A 26,924-nucleotide genomic window follows, 5' to 3' on the forward strand; every position below is an offset into this window, starting at 1 on the left:
TGAAAAATGAAAGCTTACAAGTATATTGTAGTAAAACTTTGCTAATCTTACTGGGTTTTTGCAACCGTATAGATGTTAGAGAGGAAGATAATGTCCTTGGTGTCACCGAAATACTTCATTCATGCTTCACCATCCAGCTTCATCAAAACTCTGGTTTTGTCCACTGTGGTTGTTTCCACAATGATTATTACTGGTTGTGCCACTAAACCTCAGGTCAATAATATGACCCGCTATGCCGCAGCGCCTGACTTCTATACGGTACGCTCTGGGGATACTTTGAGTGGCATTGCAGCACGTTATGGTCTGAGCTATATCAGTGTGGCAGAGATGAATGATATTGCTCCACCGTATCGTATTTATGTGGGTCAGTCGATTCGCCTGAAAAATAACACTACTGCGCGCCGTACTACAGCGACTCAACCTGTTACCCAAGCTGCCCCGATTCAGCGTCAAACGATTGCGATTTCAGCGCCAACCACTCCAGCTCCAACGACTGTTAAGACTACGCCAAAACCTGCCACCACTACTTCTGCACCGATTACCCCAGTATCGACAGCAGCGGGATTACGTTGGGTCAAGCCATCAAATGGTCCGGTATTACAAAACTATGATCTGGCTGCAAATATCAAAGGTACCCGTTATGGCGGTAATGTCGGAGATCCGGTCTTTGCTGCAGCAGATGGGCAGGTGGTATATGCAGCAGATGGCCTGAAGGAATATGGTAATCTGGTATTAGTTAAACATATTAATGGCTATATCACCGCTTATGCGCATAACAGTAAATTAAGCGTGAAAAGTGGCCAAAATGTAACGGCTGGTCAAAAAATTGCCGAGATGGGGGCGACTGGTACAACCCGTACTATGCTTGAGTTTCAGGTTCGCTTAGACGGAAAACCGATTAATCCAACAGCAGTTTTACCAAATAATTAAATAAATAATGCAAAACGTAAATTTCACCGTATAATACAATGAGTTGCTTTTATCAAAAGATGAAGCATCTCATAAGTTTAGAGGGGAATTTATGTTAGATCAACTTCGAGCAATGGGTGTCTTTGCTTGTGTTGTGGAAAAGAACTCGTTTAGCGGTGCTGCACGTGAGCTAGGGATTACAACCAGCGCCGTGAGTCAACAAATTCGCTCTTTAGAACAGGATATGGAAGTTGTACTTCTAAATCGTTCTACGAGAAAATTAAGTCTGACCGAAGCGGGACAAGCTTTTTTTCACAGCTGCCAGGAAATGTTGTCTGCTGCTGAGCGTGGAAAGGTTCGCATTAACGAGTTACGTGATGATCTTGTTGGTGAACTTCGTATTGTATCCTTACCGGAAGTATGTGCGAATCATGTGATTCCTGCACTTTCTCACTGGATGTCCGCACACCGTGGCCTGACAGTCCACCTGGAAACAAACAATCATGAGGTTGATTTGTTGGAAGGGCGTATTGATATTGCCCTGCGATTTGACCAGAACGATGATGATCACAACCTTCAGGTTGTGCCATTAATGCAGATTGAACAGATTCTTGTTGCTGCGCCAAGCTATATTAACCAGACCGCCATTATCTCGCGTCCTGAAGACCTGAAACATCATGATGTTTTGCCTTTAACGCATATTAAAAATCATCAGAATTTCAGTTTTCAGCATGTGCATAGTGCAGAAAAGGTTGAATTTGAACTGAGCTCACGCTTTAGTACCAATAACAGCCTGGTTGCAAAAGCCATGTGCCTGCAAGGCAATGGGGTTGCTAAGATTTTATATCTTGATGTTAAAAAAGATTTATTAAATGGTTCACTGATTGAAGTCTTGCCTGAATGGAAACTTCCGCCAGTCACCCTTTATGCAGTTATGCCTAATCGAGAACAGCAACCGACTAAAGTCCTGCGCTGTCTGGAGGCATTGAAACAATATTTTAGCCAGATCTCTGGTGGACGTTTGTTACAAGTCGCATCATAAATTCCCTATAAACAAAAAAGCCGCTTTAAAGCGGCTTTTTTGTTGTTCAAGATAGACTTAAGCAAGATAAGCCTTGATCATTTTCACTAAACGTTCGATCAGTTGATCGGCCTGTTCCTGAGTAATGTTCAGGGTAGGCAACAGACGAACGACATTACCTGCAGTCACGTTGATAATGGTTTTGTATTCATCGCGTGCAATATCCACCAGCTCACCGCAGTCTTTAGGCAACTCAATCCCGATCATCAGACCGAAACCGCGTACAGTCACTTGATGATCTGCAAGCTGGTTACGTAACTGCTCAACAATATATGCACCTTTTTCAGCGGCATTGGCCACGATATTCTCTTTTTGCATAATATCGATAATGGTATAAACCACGCGTGAACCCAATGCAGTACCGCTATAAGTCGAACCGTGGTTACCCGCAGTCAAAACACCGACACCACGACCTTGAGTCATCACGGCACCAATCGGGAAGCCATTGCCCAGACCTTTAGCTGTGGTCAGTACATCCGGCACAATATTGGTGTGCTGATAAGCAAAATATTTACCGGTACGGCCATTACCTGTTTGTACTTCATCCAGCATCATTAACCAGTTGTGCTGATTACAGATCTGACGGATTTCTTCTAGGTAGCTAAAGCCTTGCGGTGCAGTGTTGACACCACCTTCACCCTGAATCGGTTCAACCAGAATAGCCACGATATCCGGATGGTTAATTGCAGCTTCTTCAATGGCTTCAATATCACCAAAAGGTACACGAATAAAACCTTCAACCAATGGACCAAAGCCTTGTTGAACTTTTTTGTTACCCGTTGCAGATAGGGTTGCCAGCGTACGGCCATGGAAAGATTTGTCAGCTACAATAATTTTTGGTGACGCAATACCTTGCATATGACCGAATTTACGCGCAATTTTGATAGCGCCTTCGTTCGATTCTGCACCACTGTTGGAGAAGAAAACTTCTTCCATGCCAGCGACTTCAGCCAGTTTCTGTGCAGCAGCAGTTTGCCAAGGCACTTCAAAAAGGTTGCTGGTATGAATCAGGGTTGCAGCTTGTTCCGCAATTGCTTCAGCAATCACTGGATGAGCATGACCCAAACCGCAAACGGCGATCCCAGTTAAGGCATCTAAATACTCTGTACCATCTTCGGTATAAAGATATGCACCTCGTCCTCGGACAAAGCTGATCGGTTGACGACCAAAGACTGGCATCAAATGTGAAGGTTGATCAGTTTGTACCGGAGCGAGGGTAATATTGTTCATGACTAACTCTTTACTGTTAGGTGGAAAGAAAAACTTATATAAGCAAAAACTTGGTCAGATTTAAAGGGTAATTGTAAATAAAAATGGATTTATTACTTTAGACGTACTGTTTTTCTCTATTTTGGGTATAATGCGAGACAGATTAGTTGAGGATTTATCAATGACTGAACAAGCACGCGATACCGAAGCGTTAATTCGTGACCAAATTGCCAAGCACGCAGTACTTCTTTATATGAAAGGCACACCACAATTTCCACAATGTGGTTTTTCTGCACGTGCGGTAGAAGCACTCAGTCAAATTGGTCGTCCATTTGCTTATGTTAATATTCTGGAAAACCCGGATATTCGTGCAACTCTGCCACAAATTGCGAACTGGCCGACATTCCCACAACTTTGGATCAATGGTGAATTGATCGGTGGTAGTGACATCATGCTCGAAATGTTCCAAAAAGGTGAATTACAGCCTTTAGTAGAGCAATACAGTCCAGCACCTGAAGCTTAATCCTTGGATTAAACTGATAGATGTGAAAAAGCGCTTCCGAGAGAAGCGCTTTTTTTATGGGTGAATAGTGAGGCAGGGGGCAGAATTAATCTTCTGCCTGCTGACCCTCAGATTTTTCTAGTTCTTTTGATTCAGCAACCAAGGCCTCAGCTAAGGTATCTGGATCGGTCAGAACTTCCTTTATAGGCGCCTTATCTTTTTTCTTTTTCTTCTTTTTTTTCTTTTTCTTAGGTTCTTCCTCAAACTCGGCACCATCTTCAATGGCTTGCCAGTATTCGAGTTGTTCCATCACAGCAGCAAAGATCGAGTTTTTGCTATAACGACCTTTCTTGTCCATAGTCCCGACCGGACGTGCCATCAGGATTTCCAAAGCCTGCGCGATATTATCAATGGCATGAATATGGAATTGACCATCTTCGACTGCAGCAATGACATCTTTACGTAACATCAGATGCTGCATATTTTGTCGTGGAATAATCACACCCTGCTTACCTGTCAGGCCTTGCAACTTACAGGCATCGAAGAAACCTTCAATCTTCGCATTGACACCACCAATCGGTTGTACTTGACCAAGCTGGTTCATAGAACCGGTAATCGCCCAGGACTGGTCGATCGGTAACTGACTAATCGCAGAAATCAGCGCTGAAAGTTCAGCAACTGTCGCGCTGTCACCATCCACCTGACCATAGCTTTGTTCGAAAGCTAAAGCGGCAGAGAAGTGCAGGGTCTGTTCACGACCAAAATGGGCTTTTAGAAAGGAGGCCATCAATAGCACGCCCTTAGCATGCAAAGAACCGCCAAGTTCTACACTACGTTCGATATCCAGAATATCACCGCCACCTTGATATACAGAAGCAGTTAAGCGTGAAGGTAGACCAAATTCAACATCTGCATAATGAATCACAGACAGCGCATTGATTTGGCCTAGACGATGACCGCGAGTTTCAATCAGTTGAGTGCCACGGGTCAGATCTTGCCAGAATAGCTCACGTAAATAGCCTAAGCGATATTTACGATGATCCAGTGCGGTATTGATATGCTTTTCCGACACCATCTTATCACCCGCTTCGAATGCATGATGATGCGCTTCACGAATCAGGTCGCCCAGCGTTAATGCATGTAGTGACAGGGAACTCTGATCTTCAGCCTGACGACTTGAGTCGGTCAGCAGGGCAGATAATGCAGAACGGTCAAATGGTAATAATTTATCTGATTGCACATAGTCAGCAATGAGCTGCATATAGGCTTGCTCATTTTCATCATTACGTTGCAAGGTATCGGTAAAATCAGCACGGATTTTAAAGATACTGCCTAGTTCTGGTTCAAGTTCCAGAATTTCATAATAAATTTCTGGCTCTGCCAGCAGCACCACTTTGATATTCAGCGGAATAGAAGCTGGTTCAATGGAAATGCTACCGGTGAGAGTCAGCATATGCTCTAAAGATGAAAGCTTGAGATGCCCAGATTTCAGGGCACGTTTCAGACCTTGCCATGCATATGGCTGTTCCAGTAATTGTTCAGCTTCAAGCATCAGGAAACCGCCATTGGCATTATGCAAGGAGCCGGGACGGATCAGTGTGAAATCTGTAGTAATCGTACCATTTTGGGTCAACTGTTCCACATGACCCAATAGATTGTAATGCGTCGGGAAATCTTCAAAAATAACGGGTGCACCGCTATTTGGCTTATGGGTGACAATCACATTGGCCTGGAAGCGCGCTGGTACGCGGCTAAACTGGGCAGGGGTAAAATCGTCTTCTTCCTGTTCCAGTACAATTTCAACATTATTAATAATGTCTTCAGCATATTGCTTCAGATATTGTTCCAGACCTTCGACATGCTTGAATTTAGTCAGCATCTGCTCAACGCGTGGCATGACTACCTGTTTAGCGATATCACGGTTCAATACTTGAACACGGTCACGCGCATCATCTTCCAGGTCACCCAAATGAAGTCCCAGGCGTTCCAGTTTCTTGTCCATGTAACGCATGTTAGAAGCAATCTCAGCACGATCTTTATTGCTTAAAGCATTCAGATCTTCCTGAGACATTTCCTGTACTTTGTCATCTTTCAGATGAATTGGCACAAAACAATGTTCATCATTGCGGGAAATCAGTTTCAGATCGAGTTCTTCACCTTCACGGGTTAGTTCGATCAAGGCGAGTTGCTGTTCATCACCCGTTTCCTGGCGAATCATTTCAATCCTGTTGTGATAGCTTTCCGCAGTAAAACGACGTTCAAGCTGTTTTAGAATGGATTGCCAGCTTTGATGCAGCATCGCCTGAAACTTGGGCCCCTGACCGGCTGGAAATTCCAGTGCGATAGGCTGACGAGGATTCTGAAAATTATTGACGTAGACCCAGTCATTTGGCGTTTGCATGGTTTTGGCATGTTGCTGCAGCAAACGCTTCACCATGGTGCGTTTACCGAGTCCAGCTGTACCCACGGCAAAGATGTTATAGCCTGAATATGGCAGGGCAATACCGGCTTCAACCGAAGCACGGGCACGGTCCTGGCCTAAAAAATTATTTAAAGGCTTGATTCGCTTGGTTGATGCCGGGATTTTATCCGGATCGGCAATACGCGTCAGTTGTACCGGTTTCAGGCATGTCTTTTCAAGGGTTGGTGTAATTTCGCTTTGTTCAAAGGCTGAGATAAGTAGGTCGGAGCTGATGTTTTGTTGAGATATAGTTGTATTACTTGAAATTGAAGAATGAATTTGATCGAGTCTCTGAGTCACTGTTGAAAGTCCAAAACGAAATATGACGTGGATAAGGTTTAAGGTATACAGATTTACTTGAAAAATTCAAGCCAACATGTCAGTTTTGCCACAAAATAAAAAATCGGGCATGCGAGAAATATATAAATTTTGTTGAAAGATACGTTATTAAAGGATTGAATAGCAGCAATTGGTTTTCGTGGAAAATAACAAGGCAATGACAACACAAACGACGGGTTGGAAATCCGCATTTACAGCATTTCTGGATCGACGTGCCCTGATCATGCTGTTTCTCGGATTTTCAGCCGGTGTCCCGATTCTTTTGATTTTTTCCAGTTTGTCTTTATGGCTCGGTGAAGCCGGAATCAGTAAAAGTGCCGTGACCTTTTTCAGCTGGGCTGCCCTTGGCTATTCATTCAAGTTCGTCTGGGCGCCACTCATCGATGAATTACCTGTCCCATTTTTGACTAAAGCTTTGGGTAGACGAAGAGCCTGGCTATTGATTGCTCAGATCCTGATTGTAACTGCGATTTCAATTATGGCTTTTTCAGATCCGGCATTGGGGCAGGCACATTTACAGCAGATGGCATTGGGTGCAGTACTGCTAGGGTTCTCGGCGGCAACACAGGATATTGTCATTGATGCTTACCGTATCGAGCTGGCCGAAACCCAGATGCAGACCGTACTGGCTTCCACCTATAACGCGGGTTACCGGATCGGGATGATTGTGGCTGGGGCTGGAGCTCTGTTTCTGGCGGCGTATTTAGGTACAGCCAAAGGCAACTATATCTATGATGCCTGGAAATGGACTTATCTGGCGATGGCAGCGGTTATGCTGGTCGGGATTATTACCACACTGGTCATCCGTGAGCCTCAAGTGGATCGGGCACGTAAAGATTATCAGCGCAGTGATTATTTCCGTCTCGTCGGCGTGTTTTTTGTGGCAGTTATCAGCTTTGTTCTGAGCTATGTCTATTCCGGTGACTTGGTATCTAGTATCACTGCACAGTGGGCAATTCAGGATACTTTTGCCTTGTTCTGTTTTGAGGCTTTACGCTTTATCGGTTCAGGTGCTGTCGCTTTCGGTGTGGGTACGATTCTGGTCAAAATGGGTGCTGTGAATAAGCAAATGGCATTCGAAACCTGGGTCAATCCCGTAGCAGATTTCTTTGATCGCTATGGTTTAAAACTGGCTTTGGTGTTGTTATTGCTGATCGGTTTTTATAGGGTCTCCGATATTATTGCCGGTGTGATTTCCAATGTGTTCTATCAGGATCTGAATTTTAGCAAGGAACAGATTGCTGAAGCTGTGAAAGTGTATGGGGTAATTTTCTCCCTGCTTGGCGGTTTTTTAGGTGGCTTGCTGGCTCAGAAAATGAACATCATGAAACTGATGTTTGTAGGCGCGATTTTGGCCTGTTCAACCAATCTGATTTTTATTGGCTTAGTAAAGTCTGGTGAAAAGCTGGGACAGGTCGAAGTTCAGGTAGGCCAGCAAACCTTTCAGGCAGATACAGATGAAGTCGGTTACTGGAAACTGAATGTGCCCACTACTGCTTTTAAAGAGGCCGAACAGATTCAGGTTCGTGCACATTATCTGAATCATCCGGCAGATGCAGTACAAGTCAACCTGCCTTATCTGCAACAGAATGCTTCGCAAGCAGCACAATTACAGCTTCTGCCTGTTACCACAGATAACCTGATCAGTGCCAATGAGCAGGAGAATAGCATCGTGGTTCGCGGTCAGTATCTAGGGCCGGATTTAACTGCAGAGCAAAAAATTGTATTAGAGCTGAATGGCGATAAATTCGATGCCAAGCTGGATGAAGAGCGTGTCTTTAGTGCTGCTATTCCTGCCGAGAAACTGATTACTGCACCTGTGAAGCGAATCAATGCAAGCTTAATGCAGCAGGAGCAGCCAATAGTGACCCAGCAGCATTCATATGCTGTGGACTTGTCGCAGACACAGGCCAATCCGATGGATATTGATATTCAGCCGATTACAATTGGAACAGGCGAGAATGTTGAAATTCAAGGTAAGGTGATTAAACCGTATAGTTCATGGTGGCTATATTTTGCAATTATTGTCGATAATCTGGCCGCAGGTCTCGCAGGCGCTGCTTTTATTGCCTTCCTGTCCAGTCTGACCAGTGTGTCCTTTACCGCTGTTCAGTATGCTATTTTTAGCTCACTCATGACCTTGACTCCTAAGATTTTAGGTGGATATTCGGGTACTATAGTGACCAATATCGGTTATCCGAATTTCTTCCTGATGACCACTTTAATCGGGATTCCAATCCTGATTCTGGTCGTTTGGGTGGCAAAATTGCTCGGTGAACACCAAAAACAATCTGTAAATAAGGATGATTAATATGCGCATGCTGCATACCATGTTACGTGTAGGCAATCTGGAACAATCACTCAAGTTCTATACTGAAGTTCTTGGTATGACTTTACTTCGTAAGCGTGATTATGAAGAAGGTCGTTTTACCTTGGCTTTTGTGGGTTATGGCGATGAGGAAAATCACACTGTGCTTGAACTGACCCATAACTGGGATACAGAAAGCTATGACCTGGGCAATGGCTACGGTCATATTGCGATTGCGGTAGATGATGCTTATAAAGCATGTGAAGAAATCAAGGCACGTGGTGGCAATGTTGTTCGTGAAGCTGGCCCAATGAAAGGCGGTGTCACTGTCATTGCATTTGTGGAAGATCCAGACGGCTATAAAATCGAGCTAATCCAGCAAGACAACAACGCACGTAATAACTAAGTGTTATAAAGCGATATATGTGAAATGTATTCATGTATGGATGAAAATATTCCTTCAATCTGAATGCATAACATGGACCCGGCATCTGTTAAGATAGCCGGGTATTTTTTATCGAATAATAAAATTTTGAGGGAAGGACATCAGATGCTTAAACTGCTGGCATTGGACCGCTTTACGATCTTGCTCTTTGTTATGGTGTTACTGGCCAGTGTATTGCCAGTGTCAGGGCAGGCAGCTGAAGTCTTTAGCTGGATTACGACAGCAGCCATTGCGATCCTGTTTTTCCTGCATGGTGCCAAGCTTTCGCGTGAAGCCGTAATTGAAGGCTTGATGCACTGGAAATTACACACTTTGGTCTTTGCCTTGACCTTTGCACTTTTTCCAATTTTAGGCTTGCTGGCAAAGCCGATATTATTACCAATGCTGGGGCAGGAATTATATTGGGGATTCCTGTTTATGTGCTTCCTGCCATCAACCGTACAGTCTTCGATCGCCTTTACCTCAGTGGCTCAGGGAAATATTGCCGGTGCGATCTGTAGTGCTTCTTTTTCCAATATTATCGGGATGTTCATTACCCCGATGCTGGTCGCATTCTTTATTCTTGGGCAATCCCAGCATGGCTTCGATCCTACGGCATCGATTCTACAGATTACACTGCTGTTATTGGTGCCTTTTATTTTAGGCCAGTTACTGCGTCCCTGGATTTTCCCAAAAATGCAGCAAATGCCCAAGATCGTCAAGGTATTCGATCAGGGCTCAATTCTGATGGTGGTTTATGGGGCGTTTAGCAGTGCGGTGGTGGCTGGGCTTTGGCGTGAAGTCAGCTTAAGTACTTTGCTCTTACTGCTGCTGGCATGTTCGGTTTTATTGACCATCGTAATGCTGTTGTCATTATTTATCCCACGCTGGCTGGGCTTTAATCGCGCCGACCAGAAAACGGTGTTCTTTTGTGGTTCCAAAAAAACACTGGCCAGTGGTGTACCGATGGCACAGATTCTATTTATAGGTCAGCCACTTGGCATGATAGTTTTACCGATTATGATTTTCCATCAAATCCAGCTGATGGCCTGCGGCGTGATTGCGAATCTCTGGGCCAAACAGGCGGTACATACAGAAGAATAATTCGCTTATTGCTTTTGTTTGCCGTATAATACTGCCCAACTTGTTGTGCTTAGCTCTGACGGTATCCGTCTCGGTGGGCCAAAAGAATGGTCTGTTGTGGTGTTGATCTGCCTGAATCCTGATTCTGGCCCTTCCTCAATATTTGAGAGTGATCAATTGCGATGACAGCAAAACCTTCTTTCATCTTAATGGAGTAATCGACGATGCGCGCCGATATTCACCCAAAATACGAAAAACTAGTTGCTACTTGTTCATGTGGTAACGTAATCGAAACTCGTTCAGCTGTTGGTAAAGAAACTCTTTACCTAGACGTATGCTCAGCTTGCCACCCATTCTACACTGGTAAGCAAAAGAACGTTGACACTGGCGGCCGTATCGACAAGTTCAAACAACGTTTTGCTGGTATGTCACGTTCTGTTAAACGTTAATACCCAAAATGAAAAAACGGGCTTTATGCCCGTTTTTTTGTGCCTGCAATTTAGAAAATCATTTCACGTTTCTAGATTGAAAGGCGAGTACAAGACCTTAGTGGTCTTGTACATCAATCAGATGATCCAGTTTTTTCTGGAAATAATCACCCTGAATAAAGCGGGCATCCACGTTCCAGGCATTCGCAAATAAGGTCATGTCATTCAGTTCACGAATCATGATATTCACTGGTTTGATTTCATTGTACGTGGTGATTTTTTCCTGTAGCTGTTCAATTTCAGCATCGTTGTTCAGCATCTTGGTTAGTTTGCTATCCAGGCTCAGACCATTGATATCGAACTCACGTAGCAAGGTTTCACTATACATTGAGTGACCAAAGTTACGAATCGCAATCCGCGCGCCATGTTCACGTAAAGTACGTAGATATTTCTGCGCATCCTGCTGGTTCATCAGGATATCCTCTTCAGAGAACTGTAAAGTTAAAGGATGCTCGACTTTACTGCGAATAATGGTAATTAGTTTGGAAATAAATTCAGGGAAAGTACGGTCTTTAAATAGCACCGCACGGTTCAGGTTCACGATTAAACGGGCATCCGGATACTGGGTAATGAAGTTATGCAACTGTTTGCTTGATTCAACTAGAATCCAGCGATCGAGTTTAATAGACAATTCATCATCTTCATTGAGTTCCATCAAGGAAGAAATATCCTGCCATTTATTTTCAAAGATAAAGCCACTAGTCACCTCATACATATAGAGGTTGGTATCTTCTTTATCATAGAGCTGTTGATATTTCAGATGAATTTCACCACGTTCCAGACATTCACGCAGTGCTTTTAATACTGGAGAGGTTGTGAGTGGTACAGTGCTGACTGCCGGACTGACCGGTATGGACTCAGACGCTGGAATAACGGGTTCTGAAACCGTGAAGTCAATGCTCGGCATTGAAATCGATTCCTGAGTCGTTGCAGGAATATCCAGAACAAATTCAGACGTTTTTTGTGCTTGTGGTAAAGGAGTAGAGAAGGCCCGACCGACTAATTCATTACAATGGCTTTCATCACGCAACTCACCGTCAAGCAGGGTATAACCGATGCGTAGATTGAGCGGATAAGTTTGCTGATTCACTGTAATAAGCTGTGGTTTGGTCAATGAACCTAACCCAACAAGTTTGGATTCCAGAATGTCTTGCGCATCTGCCTGAATGATCCCCACCAGAACATCATGTTCCAGTTTAAAGAGTGGAATACGAACCTGCTCTTTTAGAAATTTCTTAACTTCATGGAAATAACCTAAGTAGGTCGCCCAATCACCATTCAGGACTTGCGGCTCATACGCAGCAAAGGAGAACGTGATCAATGCATTGGCTTTGGCCGGTTCACGATTGAGTTCACGCTTAAGTGACTGTAAGGTATTTGGCTTGTTTGCAACTTTTTCAGAAGAGGCACTCGCCTGATTAGTCGCTGTATCAATCGTGATTTGAAGTGCATCTTCTTCAGCGCTAGATGCCAGAAATTCCAGTTTTAGCGGGTTGGCAGCAGCCACATTTGGATTCGAAGAAGTAATATCAAAACGGCCTAAATCAAACTGACCCTGAGAAATCTTTTTAAAGCGGGATTTAAAATCATTTAAATCTTGCGGCTGTAATAGGTCTAAAAGTGGCAGACCGATAATATCGTCCTCGCTTTTGAGTCCAAACAGTTTGAGATAATCGGCATTGGCCTGAATATGAATGCCTTCCTGAATGGTTGCGACTGCACGGTTACTGTCTTCTACCAGTGATTGTGCCTGGCTTTGTGCAGTTTCCAGTTCTTCCATTAAATGGCGCTGGGCTTGCATGGTACGGCTAAAGGAAAGGGCACGCACCAGATTCAGGAAGAAGCGGTCTGGATAATCCAGATTCAGAATGTCAAAAATGCCTTTACGGATATATTGGGCATATTGTTCAGCCTGATAATCTTCCGGCTTTAACAAAAGAATAGGAAGATCAGGTTGCTGCGAAAGTTGAACCAGACTTAAGGCCTGTTCATATTTCAGATCATAAGCACGACCAAAAATAATCAGGTCCCAGTTAAAGTTTAACTGTTTTTCAAAAGATTGCAGATCATCAAGCAGAACGGCGTCGACCTGATATTCATTACTGGTTAAGAGATCACGGATTTGGTTATATCTAATTTGATTATCATCAATGATCAGTAAACGTGTTTCAGTACGTTTTAACTTTTTAGACAATAATGGATTTCTCACTTCAATGCTTCCCATAAATCGTGATTTCTAGTTTCATTCAATTGCTTATGTATAAAGTTTTCGATGACATCTTCTTCTTGATCATTTAATAATTCATAGTCAAAACGGATAAAACTTTGTGTAATGAGCTGTGCCTTGGTCAGGTAGATTCTGAGTTCTTTTTGGCCAAGACGTAAATGAATGGTCTGTTTTTCCCTAAACATTTGTGAGCCAGAGACAATAATACTGGTTGAGACCTGATCGAGTTGGGGCATCTGTACCAGAATAGCTGGCTGATAATTGATACTGTGTTTGTCGGTACGGGCATAAACTGCGCAAGGAAACAGTTCCTGTGCCAGAATTTCCAGGCCAATTTCCAGACTTTTATCTGCTGACTGTTTGATCCAGCGAATGACTCCGCCACGCCACTGGCTTTGAGACTTTTCCTGAACCAGAATAAATTCGCCAGTTTTCAGATTGGCAGGCGTGATACCTGACCATTTAATCCGGTAACCATTGACACTGATATCGAGAACTTCAGCGGTATGAATCTGTTTGGCTTCGCGATCGAGCGCCTTGATACTGCTGAATCCGCTTGGAACGGCATTATGCATTGAGCTGACAAAACTGCTTTCGCTCTGGAAACCATAATTACCTTCCAGTTCCAGCGTTTCATTAAAGTTTTTACCCTTAGACAGATAAAAATGCGCCACCGTTAAGCCAAAGCAGATATTGATCTGTGCGGAATATTCATAACGTTCATGACGGCGTTCGACATTATTCGAAAGCAGGTTATAGATATGAAAATGCAGGGCAGGTGTCAGGAACAGCTTTTCATTACGTGACAGATACTGGGCATTTTTGCTTTGAGTGCCGGTCAGGTGTTCCATCAGGTTTTGTGTCGAAATATAGAAACTTGGCTGGAAATGCTGACCCTGATGAGAATTCAGTAAAGGCGGATGATCTTTGCTGGCATCAACCACATAACGTGACAGTGTGGTTTCTTTTGGCAGAATCTGAACCAGTTTCGCCCAGTCCGCACTGCATAAATATAATCCCTGAATCTCAGCTGGGCGGATCTGATGAGTATTGAAAATATCCAGCAAAATCAGTCGTGCATAGGCTTGGGTAATATTCTGGATTTCGTGCTGGGTGCCAAGAACCTGATTGATGTTGGTCTGATAGAAATTATTTTCCATCGCACATTCAAGCAACTGATGTGCTGCCAACCACTGACCGGCGCCAGGTGTGCTATACAGCATATGCTGTTGATAGAGCAGGAGACTTAACTGTTGCAGGCCATAGTAAATAGACACCATCCGGGCACTTTGCAGGCTTTTCTTTTTGCCCAAGGAAAATAGTGAAAACTTTTGATGATTCAGCTGATGATTACAGCGTTTGGCAATATCTATATAGATTTTGGCAAAATAGCTGCGTAACAGCATAGCCAGCTCAATAATCTGGTCATTGCGATCTGTCGTGATCAGACCCTGATTGACGAAATGTTTCTCAAGACTGGCCAAAACATTTTCAAGGGTAGGGTGCAATACCTGAATCAGGTCAAAACGCAAGGTTTCCGCACATTTCAGTTCGGAAATTTCCAGTAAAGCACTGAACAGAGACTTGGATGAATTCCCCAATTGCAGGATTGAAATTCCTGCGACCCATTCCTGCAATGCTTTGGCATTTGTGGGACAAAAACTTAGCTGTTCTATGGTGAGTTCAGCCGTTGTCTGAAAAATGTCTGCAGTATGCTTACTCATCTTTATTATTTAACTCAAAAATGTTGAAACCCCAAAAAGCGGTGTCTTATTCTTCTCGCCCGCTATTTCTCGAACTAGTTTAGGAACCAGATACCCCGGCAGGTTCGCTAAAACTTCTGTATAAATCTCATTGATGTGCTCAGCAGGTAAATCAAAATGATGCGCACCTTTTACTTTATCAAGTACATGTAAATAATAGGGCATCACGCCAGCATCAAACAAGCGATAGCTTAAATCAATCAAAACTTGAGCAGAATCATTAACCCCTTTTAATAAAACTGCCTGATTGAGTACCGTGATCTGATGCTGAACCAGCTGATTAAGCTGCTTACAGGTCAGGTCATCCAGCTCTGATGCATGGTTCGAGTGTACCACTAGAATAATACGTAGCCTACTGTTTTTTAACATGCTTAGTAGCTCTTCGTCGATCCGGTTTGGGATCACAATAGGAACTCGTGAATGTATTCTTAAAAATTTGAGATGTGGTACCGATTCTAGTCGTTCAATCCAGGTTTTTAATTTTCGGTTAGATAAGGTCAGTGGATCGCCGCCGCTTAGAATTACTTCATTAATATCTGGCTGGCTTTCCAGATATTGTTTGATATTAATCCAGTCTTCATTTTTAGGCAGATTTTCCTGATAAGGGAAATGGCGGCGGAAACAGTAACGACAGTGGACTGCACAGGCACCGGTTAAGGTCAGTAAAAAACGTGACTTATATTTATGTAGAACACCAGGCTGCTGGTTGGCTTGTTCTTCACCTAGGGGATCGGTGACAAATCCCGGATGATCTTCCAGTTCCAGATGATGTGGTAACACTTGTAATAAAAGTGGATCTAAAGGATTGCCTGGCTGCATTCTGGAAACAAAAGCTCGCGGCACACGTAGTTTAAAGGCTTGAGAGGCCAGCAGAGCACCAGATAACAGCTGATCTGGAGAAAGCTGTAGAATTTGCAGTAATTCCTGTGGATCAGTGATCAGATCACTCAGTTGCGATTGCCAATTTGCTTCTTGATATAAATACTGTGTCATGCCGGAAGATCAAAAAAAGATGAAGGCGATAGCCAGAAGTGCGCAGTTTAGCAGTTTGTCTACAGATGGGAATGTGAAAGCTGGCTAAAATTTCTCTAAACACGATCAGTTTGCTATGGTATGCAAAAGCATAGAGACTTTTATGTGCTTGGAAGACTGGTTGTGCACCAGTATTGGAATAGCTGATGTTAAGTTAAGCAGTGTCAGCAAGTTAAAACCGATTTTTTCGTTGCGACTTGGTGTATTGCTCATTTAGAATACGCAACATTAAATGAATGTGCATGTGGCAACTCATGTTCGTGTCAGACTTGCTAAATGACATTGCAACAGCCCATAGCATCAATAGCTTAAAGTTAGTAAGTTTGGAGTGAGCCAATCATGGCCTATTATTCTACGAACGATTTCAAGTCTGGCCTGAAGGTTATGCTTGATGGTAACCCATGTTCAATCATGGAAAACGAATACGTTAAACCAGGTAAAGGCCAGGCGTTCAACCGCGTTAAATTACGTAACCTTCGCAGTGGTAAAGTTTTGGAAAAAACTTTTAAATCTGGTGATTCTCTAGAAGCTGCAGACATCGTAGAAGTAGAAATGGAATATTTGTACAACGATGGCGAAATGTGGAACTTCATGGATCCTGTAACCTTTGAACAGATCGCTGCTGATAAAACAGCAATGGGCGACGCTGCAAAATGGTTAAAAGACGATTCAAATGAAAAATGTACTATCATGTTATGGAATGGCGTACCTTTAACAGTAAGCCCACCAAACTTCGTAGTATTAAAAATCGTTGAAACTGATCCAGGCGTTCGTGGCGATACTTCTGGCGGTGGCGGTAAACCAGCGAAACTTGAAACAGGTGCAGTAGTACGTGTTCCATTATTCGTTCAGCAAGAAGAAAGCGTTCGCGTAGACACCCGTACTGGTGACTATTTAGAACGTGCATAATGGTCGGAAAATAGACTATTATCAAAGGGGATGACTAAAATCATCCCCTTTTTTTATGCCAAAGTCTTAGAGGAATTAGACAGGAACAAGCGTAAAGTCGCAAGGGAAAACAGCAGTACCTCGAATAAAAAAATCACGCTGATTTATATGCTTCACAAAATGAGGGATTGAATGGAAACTTTACAACAGAAGTCAACCATGACTTCGAAAATCATCTGGCTCCTGGTAGCCATAGTCGGGGCAGTCTCCTTCGGGATACTTGCACTCAGTCGTGGTGAGCATGTGAATGCAGTCTGGCTGGTACTGGCCGCAGCCTGTGTGTACAGCATCGCTTACCGTTTCTACAGTTTATTTATTGCCAATAAAGTTTTTGAACTGAACGCACGCCGTTTAACACCCGCACATCGTCTGGGTGATGGTCTGGATTATGTGCCGACCAATAAAAGCGTGTTATTCGGTCACCATTTTGCCGCGATTGCCGGTGCGGGTCCTTTAGTCGGTCCTATCCTTGCAGCGCAGATGGGTTATCTGCCAGGCACGATCTGGCTACTGGTCGGTGTGGTACTGGCAGGTGCGGTACAGGACTTCCTGGTACTGTTTATTTCTACCCGTCGTGACGGCCGTTCACTGGGTGAAATGGCAAAACAGGAACTGGGTACCTTTGCTGGTATTATCGTGATGCTTGGTGCGCTGGGCGTAATGATCATCATCCTTGCAGTATTGGCGCTAGTGGTTGTCAAAGCACTGACCAATAGTCCATGGGGCGTATTCAGTATTGCAGCTACGATTCCGATCGCCATCTTCATGGGTATCTACATGCGATTTATCCGTCCGGGTAAAATTGCAGAAGTTTCGATCATTGGTTTCGTATTGATGATGCTTGGCATTATCTATGGTGAAAACGTTGCACAGCATCCATACTGGGGGCAGCTATTTACCTTAACGGGTACTGAGCTGACTTGGGCACTAATCATTTATGGTTTTATTGCATCGGTATTGCCCGTCTGGTTATTACTTGCACCACGTGACTATTTATCGACCTTCCTGAAAATTGGTGTAATTGCCGGTCTGGCGATTGGTATTCTGTTCGCGATGCCGGAAATGAAATTGCCAGCGATTACCAAATTTGTTGATGGTACAGGCCCAGTATTCGCTGGTTCAATGTTCCCATTTCTGTTTATTACCATTGCCTGCGGTGCGATTTCCGGTTTCCACGCACTGGTTTCTTCAGGTACGACACCGAAACTGGTCAACAACGAACGCGATATCCGGATAATCGGTTATGGCGGTATGTTGATGGAATCATTTGTTGCGATCATGGCTTTGATCTGTGCCGCGATTCTTGATCCAGGTGTGTACTTCGCGATTAACTCACCAGCAGCACTACTAGGTACAACCGTAGATACTGCAGCTGAAGCAGTACGTAATCTTGGTTTTGTGGTAACGCCTGAAGCGCTGACTCTCTTGGCTCAGGAAGTAGGTGAGAACTCGATTCTGTCACGTACGGGTGGTGCACCAACTTTCGCGATTGGTATGGCGCATATCATTACCGAAATCTTTAACAGCCGTGAAATGATGGCCTTCTGGTATCACTTTGCAATTCTGTTTGAAGCTTTATTCATTTTGACAGCGGTAGATGCGGGTACTCGTGCATGTCGCTTCATGGTTCAGGATACAGTTGGTATCGTGATTCCTGCGGTAAAACAATCTCATAACTTCTTCGGTAATATGCTGGGTACAGCCGTTGCTGTGGCTGGCTGGGGTTTCTTCGTTTATCAGGGCGTTGTTGATCCATTAGGCGGTATTAACAGCTTGTGGCCACTGTTCGGTATTGGTAACCAGATTCTGGCTGCAATGGCATTGATTCTGGGTACAGTCATCCTGTTCAAGATGAAGAAAGAGAAATATGTGTGGGTAACCATTGTTCCAACCGTATTCCTGTTTATTACTTCAATGACGGCAGGCTGGCAGAAGATTTTCCATGAAAATCCAAAGATCGGTTTCCTGGCACAGGCAGAGCGTTTCAATACGGCAATTGCGAATAATGAAATTCTGGCACCAGCGAAAACCCTGGCTGAAATGCAGACTGTCGCAATGTCGAACCAGATCAACGCAGCACTTTGTGGCTTCTTCATGATCGTAGCGTTTGTAATGCTATTTGCTGCGATTGGCGTGATCCGTCGTGCCCTGGCGAGCCCGGTACCAACCGTAAATGAAGCAGAAGCAGTATATCGCGATCCTGAAGAAATTCAGCCTGCAAAAGGACATTAAGGAGCAGCGCATGAACTTGAAGTTTGCTAAAGGTGGAAAAGCGGTTATCTATAAAATCATCAAGATGACCGTGATGTCACAAAAAGACTTAATCCTGAACCCGAAAAACTGGTCACGGATTGCAACGTTGTGGCAGCGTTTACAGCAGAGTTTCCGCCTGATGGTGGGTGTGCCGGATTATCAGACCTATCTGGCGCATATGAAAAAGCACCATCCTGATCTGGAAGCGATGGACCCTAAAACATTTTATCGTCACTGTGTAGATTCGCGTTATCCCTCTGCCGGTGGAGATATGAAGAAGTGTCCATGCTAATGGATGAATAAAATGAGCGCCTTTCGGGGCGCTTTTTTATGGGCAAATTTTAGGATTCAAACAAGATAAAACAAAATTATGATCTATTTTGACATTGGGAATTTAAATTTTTAAAAGTCTTTACCTTTTAGGTATAAGTTCAGATCTCAAAGGTTTTTAATAACCTGTTTTCTCTAATAAATATGCCAATCAAAATGTAATTTTTCTAAACTTTAATCTTAAAGCTTCAATTGGCTCTTATAGGAAATTTAATCATATAAAATTTCTAAAATTCCTAATTTATTCTGCAGAAATAAAGTCGGCAGATGACTGATCTTTGGGGAATTTTAAAAAACAGTGTATGTTAATCCTACAGCATGTTTTATTAGGGAAAATATTGTGATCTGGGGCATGAAACAAAAAGAAAAGCTGGATATTGCGCACAACAATGATGAGCTTGAACAGAAGCTGGCTGATTATGCACCCAAGATTCAAAAATTTTTCCAAGAAATTAATGCCATTGTTCTGGATAAACATGCACAGACCAGATTAGCACTATGCTGTCTGATTGCAGGCGGGCATGTCTTGTTTGAAGATTTACCCGGTTTGGGCAAGACAACATTGGCAAGCAGCCTAGCCCATCTCGCAGGACTGAAATTTCAGCGGATTCAGTTTACCAATGACATGCTGGCCAGTGATGTGATCGGTATCAATATGTTTAACCAGAAAGAACATCAATTCGAGTTTAAGCAGGGGCCTATTTTTACCCAGATTTTGCTGGCAGATGAAATTAACCGTTCCAGTCCCAAAACTCAGAGTGCCTTGCTGGAGGCGATGGAAGAAGGCTATGCCACTGTCGATGGGATACGTTATGCTTTGCCTAAGCCATTCTGGGTAATCGCGACCCAGAACCCCTTATTTCAAAGTGGCACTTATGCCTTGCCTGAATCTCAGCTAGACCGCTTTTTAATGCGTCTGTCTTTAGGTTATCCATCCCGACATGCTGAAAAACTGTTATTACAGCAAGAATCCCGTTTTGCCTTGATCGCTAGCTTGGCACATGTATTTACTGAAAATGAAGTGCTGGAATTACAGCAGTTGACCCAGCAGATTTTTATCAGTGAAGCGGTTCAGGAATATATGCTAGATCTTGCGGAAGAAACCCGTAAGAAACGCCAAGGCTTATCAACACGAGGTTTGCTGGCGCTTAAACGTGCAGCACAGGCGAATGCCATTATTCAGCAACGTAGCTTCGTAACTCCGGACGATGTACAAGCCGTTTTTGTGGCAGTCGCCGCCCATCGTCTGGGGCTGAGCGATGCAGAAACATTAAATGTGATGCAACAGGTCGCAGTCAGTTAAAGGAGTCCGCTCTTGGATAAAACCTGGCAAAACTGGCTGGCGAAACGCTTTCAATTTTCACAGCAAAAACGACTTTCTCAAAAGGATGTACTGGTCTTTATTTATCAGCAGGGCTATCTGTATCTGGTTCTGATTTTTATCACCTTTATCGCTGGCGTGAACTATGCCAATAACCTGATTTTAGGTTTCTGCTTTCTGATTAGTGCAGTGCTATGTGTCAGCTTCTATCTGACCTTTAAACAGTTGCATGATCTGGATATTGAAATGATTGCTGAAGACGTCGGGCAGGTGGGTCATGCACTTAATCTGCATTTTTATTTTCAGCAAGCGACAGCCCAGCCACGTTATCTGTATATCAAGGCGGGCAATCAGCTGGAGAAAGTTTATCTGACTGAACAAAAGCAGCATTGGATGCTACCATTTTATGCGGAACGTCGCGGTAAATTTGAGTATCCGGTGATTCAGATCTATTCGGTTTATCCCTTTGGCCTGGTTCGAGCCTGGACCTATCTTTATCATCATCAGTTTGCCTGGGTGGCACCTAAAGCTCAAATCAATACTTCAGAAAACAAGATTTATCAGAATAGCTTTGAACCGGATATGGATGAGTTCCGTGAATTACGAAATTATCAATCTGGAGACTCATTGCAGGCGGTTTCCTGGAAACAGTTTGCACGTGGGCAAGGCTTGTATGTCAAAGTCTTTGAACAGTATCAGGATGAACATAGCTTTGAGATTCATTATGAACACATGCCTAGCCAGTCGCATGAGGAGAAACTGGGCTTGATGATGGGACTGATTGAGCAATGTGAGCAGCAGCAATGTGCATATGCACTGCATTTACCTCAGGCAGAATTGCCGCAGGGAGCAGGTGAAGAACAGTTACGTAAGGCCAAACAATTATTGGCTCAGGCATAACGGGTGAATCTATGATTGATGGAAAAATCCGAATTTCGATCGTCTTGACCCTAGGCTTGATCATCCTTGCCCAAGTAGCTTTCATCCCGGTGCTGCTCAGCATTATCTTTGTCATTAGCTTACTGTGTATCTGGATTTTTCTTAAACGGCAAAAGCCATTTCCTAAAATAGGAACTTTTCTTCTCACGGCCTTAGCATTAGGTGGTATTTATCTTAGCCACCAAAGTTTTATTGGAGTGGAGGCAGGTGTTGCAGTTCTTTCCACTTTTTTATTTGCCAAATCACTGGAAACGAAAAACCGGCGGGATCTGATTATTCTGTTTAATTTTGCGCTTTTTGTTGCGGCCAGTTCATTTCTATATAGCCAATCTTTTGGCATGGCTGTTGTGATTATTCTATGCTTATTAAGCTGTCTAATTGGCTTATACCGGATTCAGACCAGTGAGTTTCAGCAGAGTCAGCAATCACCACGTATAGCCTTACAGCAAGATGCCAAATATGTCGGCAGATTTGTGCTTTATGCTCTGCCGTTTTTTATTTTGTTATTCATTTTCTTTCCGCGTTTGCCACCGCTTTGGCATATCCCAATTCCAGAAAATAAAGGTATAACCGGAATCGGTGACAGTATGTCACCGGGCGATATTGCTGAATTATCTCAATCTAATGCTCTAGCTTTCAGGATTATTGGTGATGTGAGTAAACTGCCGCCACGTTCAGAGTTGTATTGGCGGGCATTGGTGCTAGATGAATATGATGGACAGCGCTGGACCAGTAGCTTTATTAATCAACAGCCTTTAATCCGTCAGCCTGGAGAAGTTGTTCCAGTATCCACATCAGGGTGGAATTACCAATATCTGGCTGCTGATCCTTCTGTGTTCTGGGTGATGGGCCTGGAAAAATCAATGCCTTTGGAACGCCGTTATTATAATCGTCAGGACTGGAGTATCGTACCAAGGCGTTTAACCCAACGAGTAGAACCGATTCATCTGCAATGGCTAGGTAGTCAAAATACTGAAAGTATTTTACCGGAGCAATTTGTTCAGCGACTTAATACCCAGACTCAAGCCCATTTGGATACTCAGGCACAACAGTTGGCACAGCGTTTATATCTACAAAGTGAGGAGGATCCACGACGTTATATCCGAACAGTCTTGAACTGGTACCAGCAAAATCATTTTGTATATACCCTGAAACCGGGCGTACTCGGTAAAAACCGGATTGATGAATTTCTGTTTAAATCACGGCAAGGTTTTTGTGAACACTATGCTTCCAGTTTTGTGATGCTGATGCGATATGTGGGAATTCCGGCTCGTGTGGTCACAGGTTATCAAGGTGGACAATTGGCACCCGATGGGAAAAGTTGGGAGGTTCGTCAGTTGGATGCTCATGCCTGGACAGAAGTCTGGATTGACCAAAGATGGCAGCGTTTTGATCCTACCGCAATGGTAGCCCCGCAACGTATTGATGATGGGATGCAAAATTTAATCTCACAAGATGAGCGAGTATGGGCAAGTAATTCTGGTTGGACATCACATCGTAATGCATGGCTGACTAAATTAAGAGTCTGGAGTGATTATGCAAGTTATCAATGGCAAAGTAAGGTCGTGGGCTATAATGCTGAATCTCAACAAGGCTGGTTAGCGAAGCTAGGTCTAAGTTCAGTTTATTCCAGTGTGATCATTCTCATATCCGGTATTGGCATACTCATATTGCTTTATATTTTAAAAATCTATCTTAAAAACCGGCAGTTAAAATCGCCTTTTGATTATTCCATTCAGCAGTTTAATCAGTCTTTAAAAAAAGATTTGAGAAAACAGTCTGCGGAAACTTTTCATCAGTGGATGTTAAGGCTATCTCAGCAAGTTCAGGACAAAGATCAGACTGTATTCTTTGAAGCAATTAGACTATTTGAAAAATCAATTTATTCAGGCAGGGAATTCTCAGACCAAGATCTGAAACAATTCAAAGATTTGCTTAAAACTTGTACGTATATATTGAAAATTAAATGAAAAGACTTGTTTTGAGATCGAAAAATTTATAATATGCCAAGCATTCTAGGTGTATAGCTCAGTTGGTTAGAGCGCTACGTTGACATCGTAGAGGTCTCCAGTTCGAGTCTGGATATACCTACCAAGATAAAACAAAGGCTTACAAGCAATTCAATGACTTGTAGGCCTTTTTTAATATCTACTATTTGTCGCAGTTGGCGCAAATGTTGTGCATTTTGGTGAAAATACGCCATAATTTACGCCAAGATTACGCCAAGACCCATACGATGAAATTACCTAAGCCTAGAAAAAGAGGTGATGCTTACCGAATTGAACTTATGTTTGATGGTAAGCGCTATTCAGCCACCCGAGATACCCCAAAAGAATGCGAGCAATGGGCTGCTTTAAAGATACTGGAGCTCAAGGCCAATGCTGGCGAATCGGTAGCAGAAGAAGCAAAGCCGATCTTCACCTTCAAGCAATTATTTGATGAGTATTTTGAAAAGGTCGGTAAACATTCAAAGTCTAAAGATTGGATTCTAGTCCAGTACAAAACCTTTGAAACCAAATTTGGCGATCTGGTCCATAAGAATATTCACGACATTACACCGCAGGATTTAACCGCTTGGCGTAATCGGCGTAGCACTCAGGTGAAAGAAAATACAGTGCTTAAGGAAATCTCTTTATTTTCCGCCATGTTTACTTATGCTCAAAAGGAAATGTTCCTGCTTGATGTAAACGCCTGGATGCAGATTACCAAACCCATTAAGCCTGAATCACGCTACCGTAGAATCGCTCAGCATGAAATAGATAAAATGCTTGAACTGCTGGAATATGAAATAGGGCAGGTACCGACTTTGCCACAACACTATGTTGCATGGGGATTTTTATTTGCCATTGAGACTGCTATGCGTAAAGGTGAAATCCTCAGCATGAAGCGCTCTGAAATTTATGATGGCTATGTACACTTACCTAAAACTAAGAATGGGTCAAAACGTAATGTACCGCTATCGAAATTCGCAAAAGACCTACTGGCCTTAATACCGCATGAAGATGAAAAAATTATCCCTCAGTCGGCAGATGCGTTCCGTAAATTATGGGAAAGAAGAAAACTAGAATCAGGTATTGAGGATTTGCACTTCCACGATACGCGGCATGAGGCCATTTCAAGAATGGTGAAGGTGCGGAAATTACCAGTTGAAGTGCTGGCTAAAATTACAGGTCATAAGAAAATCGAAGTGTTGGTGAACGTCTATTACAATCCAGACGCTGATGAATTAGTTGAAATGTTTAACTCATAAAAAAGAGAGCCTAGTTAGCTCTCTTCCTGCCACGCTTAGTTTTTGAATCCTTGAGCAACTGCGATGCTGCCACAGGATCATATAAAAACTTACCTTCCGTACCCTGGTTGATGGTTGCTAGCTTTCTGCGAACCGTAGCAGTCGATATACCATGTCTCTGTGCTATCTCAGCAGCAGAGATCAATTCAACCTTCTCTTGCTGCATTCCCACTACCGTTGCACCACCAATGATTGCACCCAAGAAAAGCTGTGGAGGTGCGTCCGATTCAACAGTAATGGTGTACTTAAGTGCTCCCACTTTTCACCTCCAATCTTTTACCTGCTTCCAATTCTTCCGGCTCAGCGTGTCGAATCTCATCAAAGCTTGTATAGCCATTCAATCCAGATTTGATATCCAAGACTTTCTGCAGCTCAACATGTGCAACCTGCAGCATATTGTCTTTAAATTTCTCCACATCCTTAAATACAACCCTATCCCCAACCTCAAAAATATTGTGCTGGCGGCGGTGTTCTAAAAGATTTTGTTCAATTTCAGCCCTAACAAGCACGGTCTTGCCTACCGTTAATAAATCCTTCTTCTCTCGCTTAAGTTGGTCTAGGGCGTCTTTTGCTTTTTCATATCCAAACTGTTCAATTAGATTCACCGGTCACCTCCATACAGCTTTCTACATCTGCGATGGCTTGTTTCATTCTGGCGACAGTGCAGGATAGGTCATCATCCCAGCGGTGCCAAAATTCAACAGTCTCGTTGTCTTCCAGTTCTTCGATCTGCTTCTTTGCAAGCTCGATAGCTTTGTCAAAGCCAAGGGCTTCTAAGTTGAAAAATTCATTTACCAACTCATGACTTTCAACAAGGCGTTTTAGGTCGATAGTTGATACAGACTCGCCAGTGCTAATAGTGGCTGAGTATTTGTTATCTCTAGCCCGGTATCTAGATGAATTCATGGGAGGTTTGTTTTTTACAACCTCTATTGCTTTCACTAAACCATGCTTTCTCACAAATTCATTCGCTTTCAAGACACTTCTCCCAAAACCTTTACCACGCCACTAACTTGCTCAAATAGCAGGTGAACAGGTGATACAACTTATCCGCATTGCTTTCATCTACCGTGATAATCCCGCCAGTGCCAGACTTAACACGTTGACGTGACCAACCGCGCATGTGATACGTGAACTCATTGTCATAATCCACCGCATTTAAAATCGCATTGAATGAACCAACATCACCGGCAGACCACGTTTCAATATATGGCTTGTCTCTGGCCACAAGGTTGTCGATTTGAAGCTGGGCGAACTGTACGTTGGTTAATTGAATTTCAGTCATTTCGATCCACCTTAACCTGAACAACACCACCACAAGAAAAATGCGCATTGCTGGTCATATCTTTCGCACCATCATCTTTCCAAGTGAAGCTATCAAATACAGCGTCACCCACAGGGATTTCAAAAGCTGCCATTTGAGCATGCATCAACTTTAGGCCATCTTTTAACTCATCCAAGCAATCATCAATTCGATCCACAGGGATGTTTAGTAGATCCTTTAGACTTGTAATTTTGTATTCAGTCATTGGCTTCACCCTCATTCCAGCAAATATCACTATCTTCACCACGCGCATCCATTTCGCCGGTATTGCCACACTTTAAGCAAGTTACGACATCCCCATCCATAAACTCGTAGCCGCTATTTGGTTCAGCTGTTGAATTAATCTTGGCTTCGTTATGATTACATTTTGGGCATTCCATACCCCAATCAATATTCATTTCAGTCATTGGCTGGCTCCTGTGCTTCGACCATAGCGTCATAAACATCAGCATATTTAAATGCAGATAAACGACCATCAACCGCTTTGGCAGCATGTGCCATTTTGTTTGTGCACTTTCGTGGCATCAGTAAAAACCCTTCCGGCACCGCTTGGGCTTTGGCTGCTTGCCATGCTGACCACGCGTAAGCCATAGACATGTCATCAAAATTTCCATCTTCATCTAGCTCAAACATAAACCCCGCTGAACCAATGCTTCTCATGTGAGCTAAGAACAATTCTCTTTCTTTCTGAAAA

At 43.3% G+C, this 26,924-nt stretch carries 26 protein-coding genes and 1 tRNA gene; 15 read left to right on the forward strand and 12 right to left on the reverse strand.

All coding sequences use genetic code 11. The features are described from left to right. Positions 1 to 90: 90 nt before the first annotated feature. Positions 91 to 930, forward strand: coding sequence for a peptidoglycan DD-metalloendopeptidase family protein (locus FTV25_RS05630; protein WP_159123134.1), 840 nt, complete (start codon positions 91 to 93; stop codon positions 928 to 930). A 91-nt stretch (positions 931 to 1,021) separates the two neighbouring features. Continuing rightward, positions 1,022 to 1,951 carry a LysR family transcriptional regulator gene (locus FTV25_RS05635; RefSeq protein ID WP_034702058.1) on the forward strand — a complete coding sequence of 310 codons (930 nt, stop codon included), beginning with the start codon at positions 1,022 to 1,024 and terminating at the stop codon, positions 1,949 to 1,951. Positions 1,952 to 2,008: 57 nt separating this feature from the next. On the opposite strand, the gene FTV25_RS05640 is transcribed toward FTV25_RS05635, so the two are convergent. Next, positions 2,009 to 3,220, reverse strand: coding sequence for an aspartate aminotransferase family protein (locus FTV25_RS05640; protein ID WP_034702061.1), 1,212 nt, complete (start codon positions 3,218 to 3,220; stop codon positions 2,009 to 2,011). Between the two features lie 160 nt (positions 3,221 to 3,380). On the opposite strand from FTV25_RS05640, the gene grxD reads away from it, so the two are divergent. Further along, complete coding sequence (gene grxD, locus FTV25_RS05645) at positions 3,381 to 3,722, forward strand: Grx4 family monothiol glutaredoxin (protein ID WP_034702064.1); 342 nt, start codon at positions 3,381 to 3,383, stop codon at positions 3,720 to 3,722. Between the two features lie 85 nt (positions 3,723 to 3,807). On the opposite strand, the gene FTV25_RS05650 is transcribed toward grxD, so the two are convergent. Continuing rightward, a complete protein-coding gene (locus FTV25_RS05650) occupies positions 3,808 to 6,462 on the reverse strand; it encodes a Lon protease family protein (protein ID WP_180003444.1) in 2,655 nt (884 codons plus the stop codon). A gap of 178 nt (positions 6,463 to 6,640) precedes the next feature. On the opposite strand from FTV25_RS05650, the gene FTV25_RS05655 reads away from it, so the two are divergent. The 4 genes from FTV25_RS05655 to rpmE all read left to right on the forward strand — a co-directional run bounded on the left by FTV25_RS05655 (position 6,641) and on the right by rpmE (position 10,765). Next, positions 6,641 to 8,812, forward strand: coding sequence for an MFS transporter (locus FTV25_RS05655; protein WP_373683620.1), 2,172 nt, complete (start codon positions 6,641 to 6,643; stop codon positions 8,810 to 8,812). A gap of 1 nt (position 8,813) precedes the next feature. Next, positions 8,814 to 9,215, forward strand: a complete 402-nt coding sequence (gene gloA / locus FTV25_RS05660; protein WP_004782618.1) for a lactoylglutathione lyase — start codon at positions 8,814 to 8,816, stop codon at positions 9,213 to 9,215. 144 nt (positions 9,216 to 9,359) lie between these two features. Next, on the forward strand, positions 9,360 to 10,337 hold the full coding sequence (locus FTV25_RS05665) for a bile acid:sodium symporter family protein (RefSeq protein WP_180003441.1): 978 nt from the start codon (positions 9,360 to 9,362) through the stop codon (positions 10,335 to 10,337). 203 nt (positions 10,338 to 10,540) lie between these two features. Continuing rightward, entirely contained in the window at positions 10,541 to 10,765 is a 225-nt protein-coding gene (rpmE, locus tag FTV25_RS05670) for a 50S ribosomal protein L31 (RefSeq protein WP_004782616.1), read from the forward strand. Between the two features lie 97 nt (positions 10,766 to 10,862). On the opposite strand, the gene FTV25_RS05675 is transcribed toward rpmE, so the two are convergent. The 3 genes from FTV25_RS05675 to epmB are packed head-to-tail and all read right to left on the reverse strand — an operon-like array spanning position 10,863 to position 15,787. Next, positions 10,863 to 13,028, reverse strand: a complete 2,166-nt coding sequence (locus tag FTV25_RS05675) for an EAL domain-containing protein (protein ID WP_180003439.1) — start codon at positions 13,026 to 13,028, stop codon at positions 10,863 to 10,865. Then, positions 13,010 to 14,755, reverse strand: coding sequence for a GTPase (locus tag FTV25_RS05680; protein ID WP_180003437.1), 1,746 nt, complete (start codon positions 14,753 to 14,755; stop codon positions 13,010 to 13,012). The genes FTV25_RS05675 and FTV25_RS05680 overlap by 19 nt, the downstream gene beginning before the upstream one ends. A 9-nt stretch (positions 14,756 to 14,764) precedes the next feature. Further along, a complete protein-coding gene (epmB, locus tag FTV25_RS05685; protein WP_004782609.1) occupies positions 14,765 to 15,787 on the reverse strand; it encodes an EF-P beta-lysylation protein EpmB in 1,023 nt (340 codons plus the stop codon). A gap of 378 nt (positions 15,788 to 16,165) precedes the next feature. On the opposite strand from epmB, the gene efp reads away from it, so the two are divergent. From efp to FTV25_RS05725, 8 genes are all read left to right on the forward strand, one after another. Further along, complete coding sequence (gene efp / locus FTV25_RS05690) at positions 16,166 to 16,735, forward strand: elongation factor P (protein ID WP_004782608.1); 570 nt, start codon at positions 16,166 to 16,168, stop codon at positions 16,733 to 16,735. 171 nt (positions 16,736 to 16,906) lie between these two features. Beyond that, a complete protein-coding gene (locus FTV25_RS05695) occupies positions 16,907 to 19,006 on the forward strand; it encodes a carbon starvation CstA family protein (RefSeq protein WP_034702078.1) in 2,100 nt (699 codons plus the stop codon). Positions 19,007 to 19,016: 10 nt separating this feature from the next. Beyond that, on the forward strand, positions 19,017 to 19,319 hold the full coding sequence (locus tag FTV25_RS05700) for a YbdD/YjiX family protein (RefSeq protein WP_004782606.1): 303 nt from the start codon (positions 19,017 to 19,019) through the stop codon (positions 19,317 to 19,319). A gap of 390 nt (positions 19,320 to 19,709) precedes the next feature. Next, positions 19,710 to 20,660 (forward strand): MoxR family ATPase, encoded by a 951-nt coding sequence (locus FTV25_RS05705; RefSeq protein ID WP_125278423.1) that lies wholly within the window; start codon positions 19,710 to 19,712, stop codon positions 20,658 to 20,660. Between the two features lie 12 nt (positions 20,661 to 20,672). Then, entirely contained in the window at positions 20,673 to 21,578 is a 906-nt protein-coding gene (locus tag FTV25_RS05710) for a DUF58 domain-containing protein (RefSeq protein WP_180003435.1), read from the forward strand. An 11-nt stretch (positions 21,579 to 21,589) separates the two neighbouring features. Beyond that, positions 21,590 to 23,587 carry a DUF3488 and transglutaminase-like domain-containing protein gene (locus FTV25_RS05715; protein ID WP_180003432.1) on the forward strand — a complete coding sequence of 666 codons (1,998 nt, stop codon included), beginning with the start codon at positions 21,590 to 21,592 and terminating at the stop codon, positions 23,585 to 23,587. 47 nt (positions 23,588 to 23,634) lie between these two features. After that, positions 23,635 to 23,711: transfer RNA gene (locus FTV25_RS05720), tRNA-Val, on the forward strand. 142 nt (positions 23,712 to 23,853) lie between these two features. Next, the gene (locus FTV25_RS05725) at positions 23,854 to 24,867 is read left to right on the forward strand and encodes a site-specific integrase (RefSeq protein WP_180003430.1); all 1,014 of its coding nucleotides are present in this window, start codon (positions 23,854 to 23,856) and stop codon (positions 24,865 to 24,867) included. Positions 24,868 to 24,877: 10 nt separating this feature from the next. On the opposite strand, the gene FTV25_RS05730 is transcribed toward FTV25_RS05725, so the two are convergent. Genes FTV25_RS05730 through FTV25_RS05760 form a run of 7 tightly spaced genes read right to left on the reverse strand, consistent with a single transcriptional unit; the run spans position 24,878 to position 26,863 of the window. Beyond that, on the reverse strand, positions 24,878 to 25,165 hold the full coding sequence (locus FTV25_RS05730) for an HTH domain-containing protein (protein WP_180003428.1): 288 nt from the start codon (positions 25,163 to 25,165) through the stop codon (positions 24,878 to 24,880). Continuing rightward, a complete protein-coding gene (locus tag FTV25_RS05735) occupies positions 25,152 to 25,511 on the reverse strand; it encodes a hypothetical protein (RefSeq protein WP_180003426.1) in 360 nt (119 codons plus the stop codon). Before FTV25_RS05735 ends, FTV25_RS05730 begins: the two co-directional genes overlap by 14 nt. Continuing rightward, entirely contained in the window at positions 25,498 to 25,884 is a 387-nt protein-coding gene (locus tag FTV25_RS05740) for a hypothetical protein (protein ID WP_180003424.1), read from the reverse strand. The genes FTV25_RS05735 and FTV25_RS05740 overlap by 14 nt, the downstream gene beginning before the upstream one ends. Positions 25,885 to 25,903: 19 nt before the next feature. Further along, on the reverse strand, positions 25,904 to 26,215 hold the full coding sequence (locus tag FTV25_RS05745; protein ID WP_257218945.1) for a hypothetical protein: 312 nt from the start codon (positions 26,213 to 26,215) through the stop codon (positions 25,904 to 25,906). After that, positions 26,184 to 26,435 (reverse strand): hypothetical protein, encoded by a 252-nt coding sequence (locus tag FTV25_RS05750; protein ID WP_180003422.1) that lies wholly within the window; start codon positions 26,433 to 26,435, stop codon positions 26,184 to 26,186. The genes FTV25_RS05745 and FTV25_RS05750 overlap by 32 nt, the downstream gene beginning before the upstream one ends. After that, complete coding sequence (locus FTV25_RS05755; protein WP_180003420.1) at positions 26,428 to 26,637, reverse strand: hypothetical protein; 210 nt, start codon at positions 26,635 to 26,637, stop codon at positions 26,428 to 26,430. The genes FTV25_RS05750 and FTV25_RS05755 overlap by 8 nt, the downstream gene beginning before the upstream one ends. After that, positions 26,630 to 26,863 carry a hypothetical protein gene (locus FTV25_RS05760; RefSeq protein ID WP_180003418.1) on the reverse strand — a complete coding sequence of 78 codons (234 nt, stop codon included), beginning with the start codon at positions 26,861 to 26,863 and terminating at the stop codon, positions 26,630 to 26,632. The genes FTV25_RS05755 and FTV25_RS05760 overlap by 8 nt, the downstream gene beginning before the upstream one ends. Positions 26,864 to 26,924 lie beyond the last annotated feature (61 nt).

The organism is Acinetobacter sp. YH12249 (assembly GCF_013417475.1).
Classification (GTDB): domain Bacteria; phylum Pseudomonadota; class Gammaproteobacteria; order Pseudomonadales; family Moraxellaceae; genus Acinetobacter.

What these genes read in the sequence shown, in the direction of transcription:
- FTV25_RS05630 (WP_159123134.1), top strand. Translation starts at nt 91, where the DNA reads ATGTCCTTGGTGTCACCGAAATACTTCATTCATGCTTCACCATCCAGC.
- FTV25_RS05635 (WP_034702058.1), top strand. Translation starts at nt 1,022, where the DNA reads ATGTTAGATCAACTTCGAGCAATGGGTGTCTTTGCTTGTGTTGTGGAA.
- FTV25_RS05640 (WP_034702061.1), bottom strand. Translation starts at nt 3,220, where the DNA reads ATGAACAATATTACCCTCGCTCCGGTACAAACTGATCAACCTTCACAT.
- grxD (WP_034702064.1), top strand. Translation starts at nt 3,381, where the DNA reads ATGACTGAACAAGCACGCGATACCGAAGCGTTAATTCGTGACCAAATT.
- gloA (WP_004782618.1), top strand. Translation starts at nt 8,814, where the DNA reads ATGCGCATGCTGCATACCATGTTACGTGTAGGCAATCTGGAACAATCA.
- FTV25_RS05665 (WP_180003441.1), top strand. Translation starts at nt 9,360, where the DNA reads ATGCTTAAACTGCTGGCATTGGACCGCTTTACGATCTTGCTCTTTGTT.
- rpmE (WP_004782616.1), top strand. Translation starts at nt 10,541, where the DNA reads ATGCGCGCCGATATTCACCCAAAATACGAAAAACTAGTTGCTACTTGT.
- FTV25_RS05675 (WP_180003439.1), bottom strand. Translation starts at nt 13,028, where the DNA reads ATGGGAAGCATTGAAGTGAGAAATCCATTATTGTCTAAAAAGTTAAAA.
- FTV25_RS05680 (WP_180003437.1), bottom strand. Translation starts at nt 14,755, where the DNA reads ATGAGTAAGCATACTGCAGACATTTTTCAGACAACGGCTGAACTCACC.
- epmB (WP_004782609.1), bottom strand. Translation starts at nt 15,787, where the DNA reads ATGACACAGTATTTATATCAAGAAGCAAATTGGCAATCGCAACTGAGT.
- efp (WP_004782608.1), top strand. Translation starts at nt 16,166, where the DNA reads ATGGCCTATTATTCTACGAACGATTTCAAGTCTGGCCTGAAGGTTATG.
- FTV25_RS05695 (WP_034702078.1), top strand. Translation starts at nt 16,907, where the DNA reads ATGGAAACTTTACAACAGAAGTCAACCATGACTTCGAAAATCATCTGG.
- FTV25_RS05700 (WP_004782606.1), top strand. Translation starts at nt 19,017, where the DNA reads ATGAACTTGAAGTTTGCTAAAGGTGGAAAAGCGGTTATCTATAAAATC.
- FTV25_RS05705 (WP_125278423.1), top strand. Translation starts at nt 19,710, where the DNA reads ATGAAACAAAAAGAAAAGCTGGATATTGCGCACAACAATGATGAGCTT.
- FTV25_RS05715 (WP_180003432.1), top strand. Translation starts at nt 21,590, where the DNA reads ATGATTGATGGAAAAATCCGAATTTCGATCGTCTTGACCCTAGGCTTG.
- FTV25_RS05725 (WP_180003430.1), top strand. Translation starts at nt 23,854, where the DNA reads ATGAAATTACCTAAGCCTAGAAAAAGAGGTGATGCTTACCGAATTGAA.
- FTV25_RS05750 (WP_180003422.1), bottom strand. Translation starts at nt 26,435, where the DNA reads ATGACTGAATACAAAATTACAAGTCTAAAGGATCTACTAAACATCCCT.
- FTV25_RS05755 (WP_180003420.1), bottom strand. Translation starts at nt 26,637, where the DNA reads ATGACTGAAATGAATATTGATTGGGGTATGGAATGCCCAAAATGTAAT.
- FTV25_RS05760 (WP_180003418.1), bottom strand. Translation starts at nt 26,863, where the DNA reads ATGTTTGAGCTAGATGAAGATGGAAATTTTGATGACATGTCTATGGCT.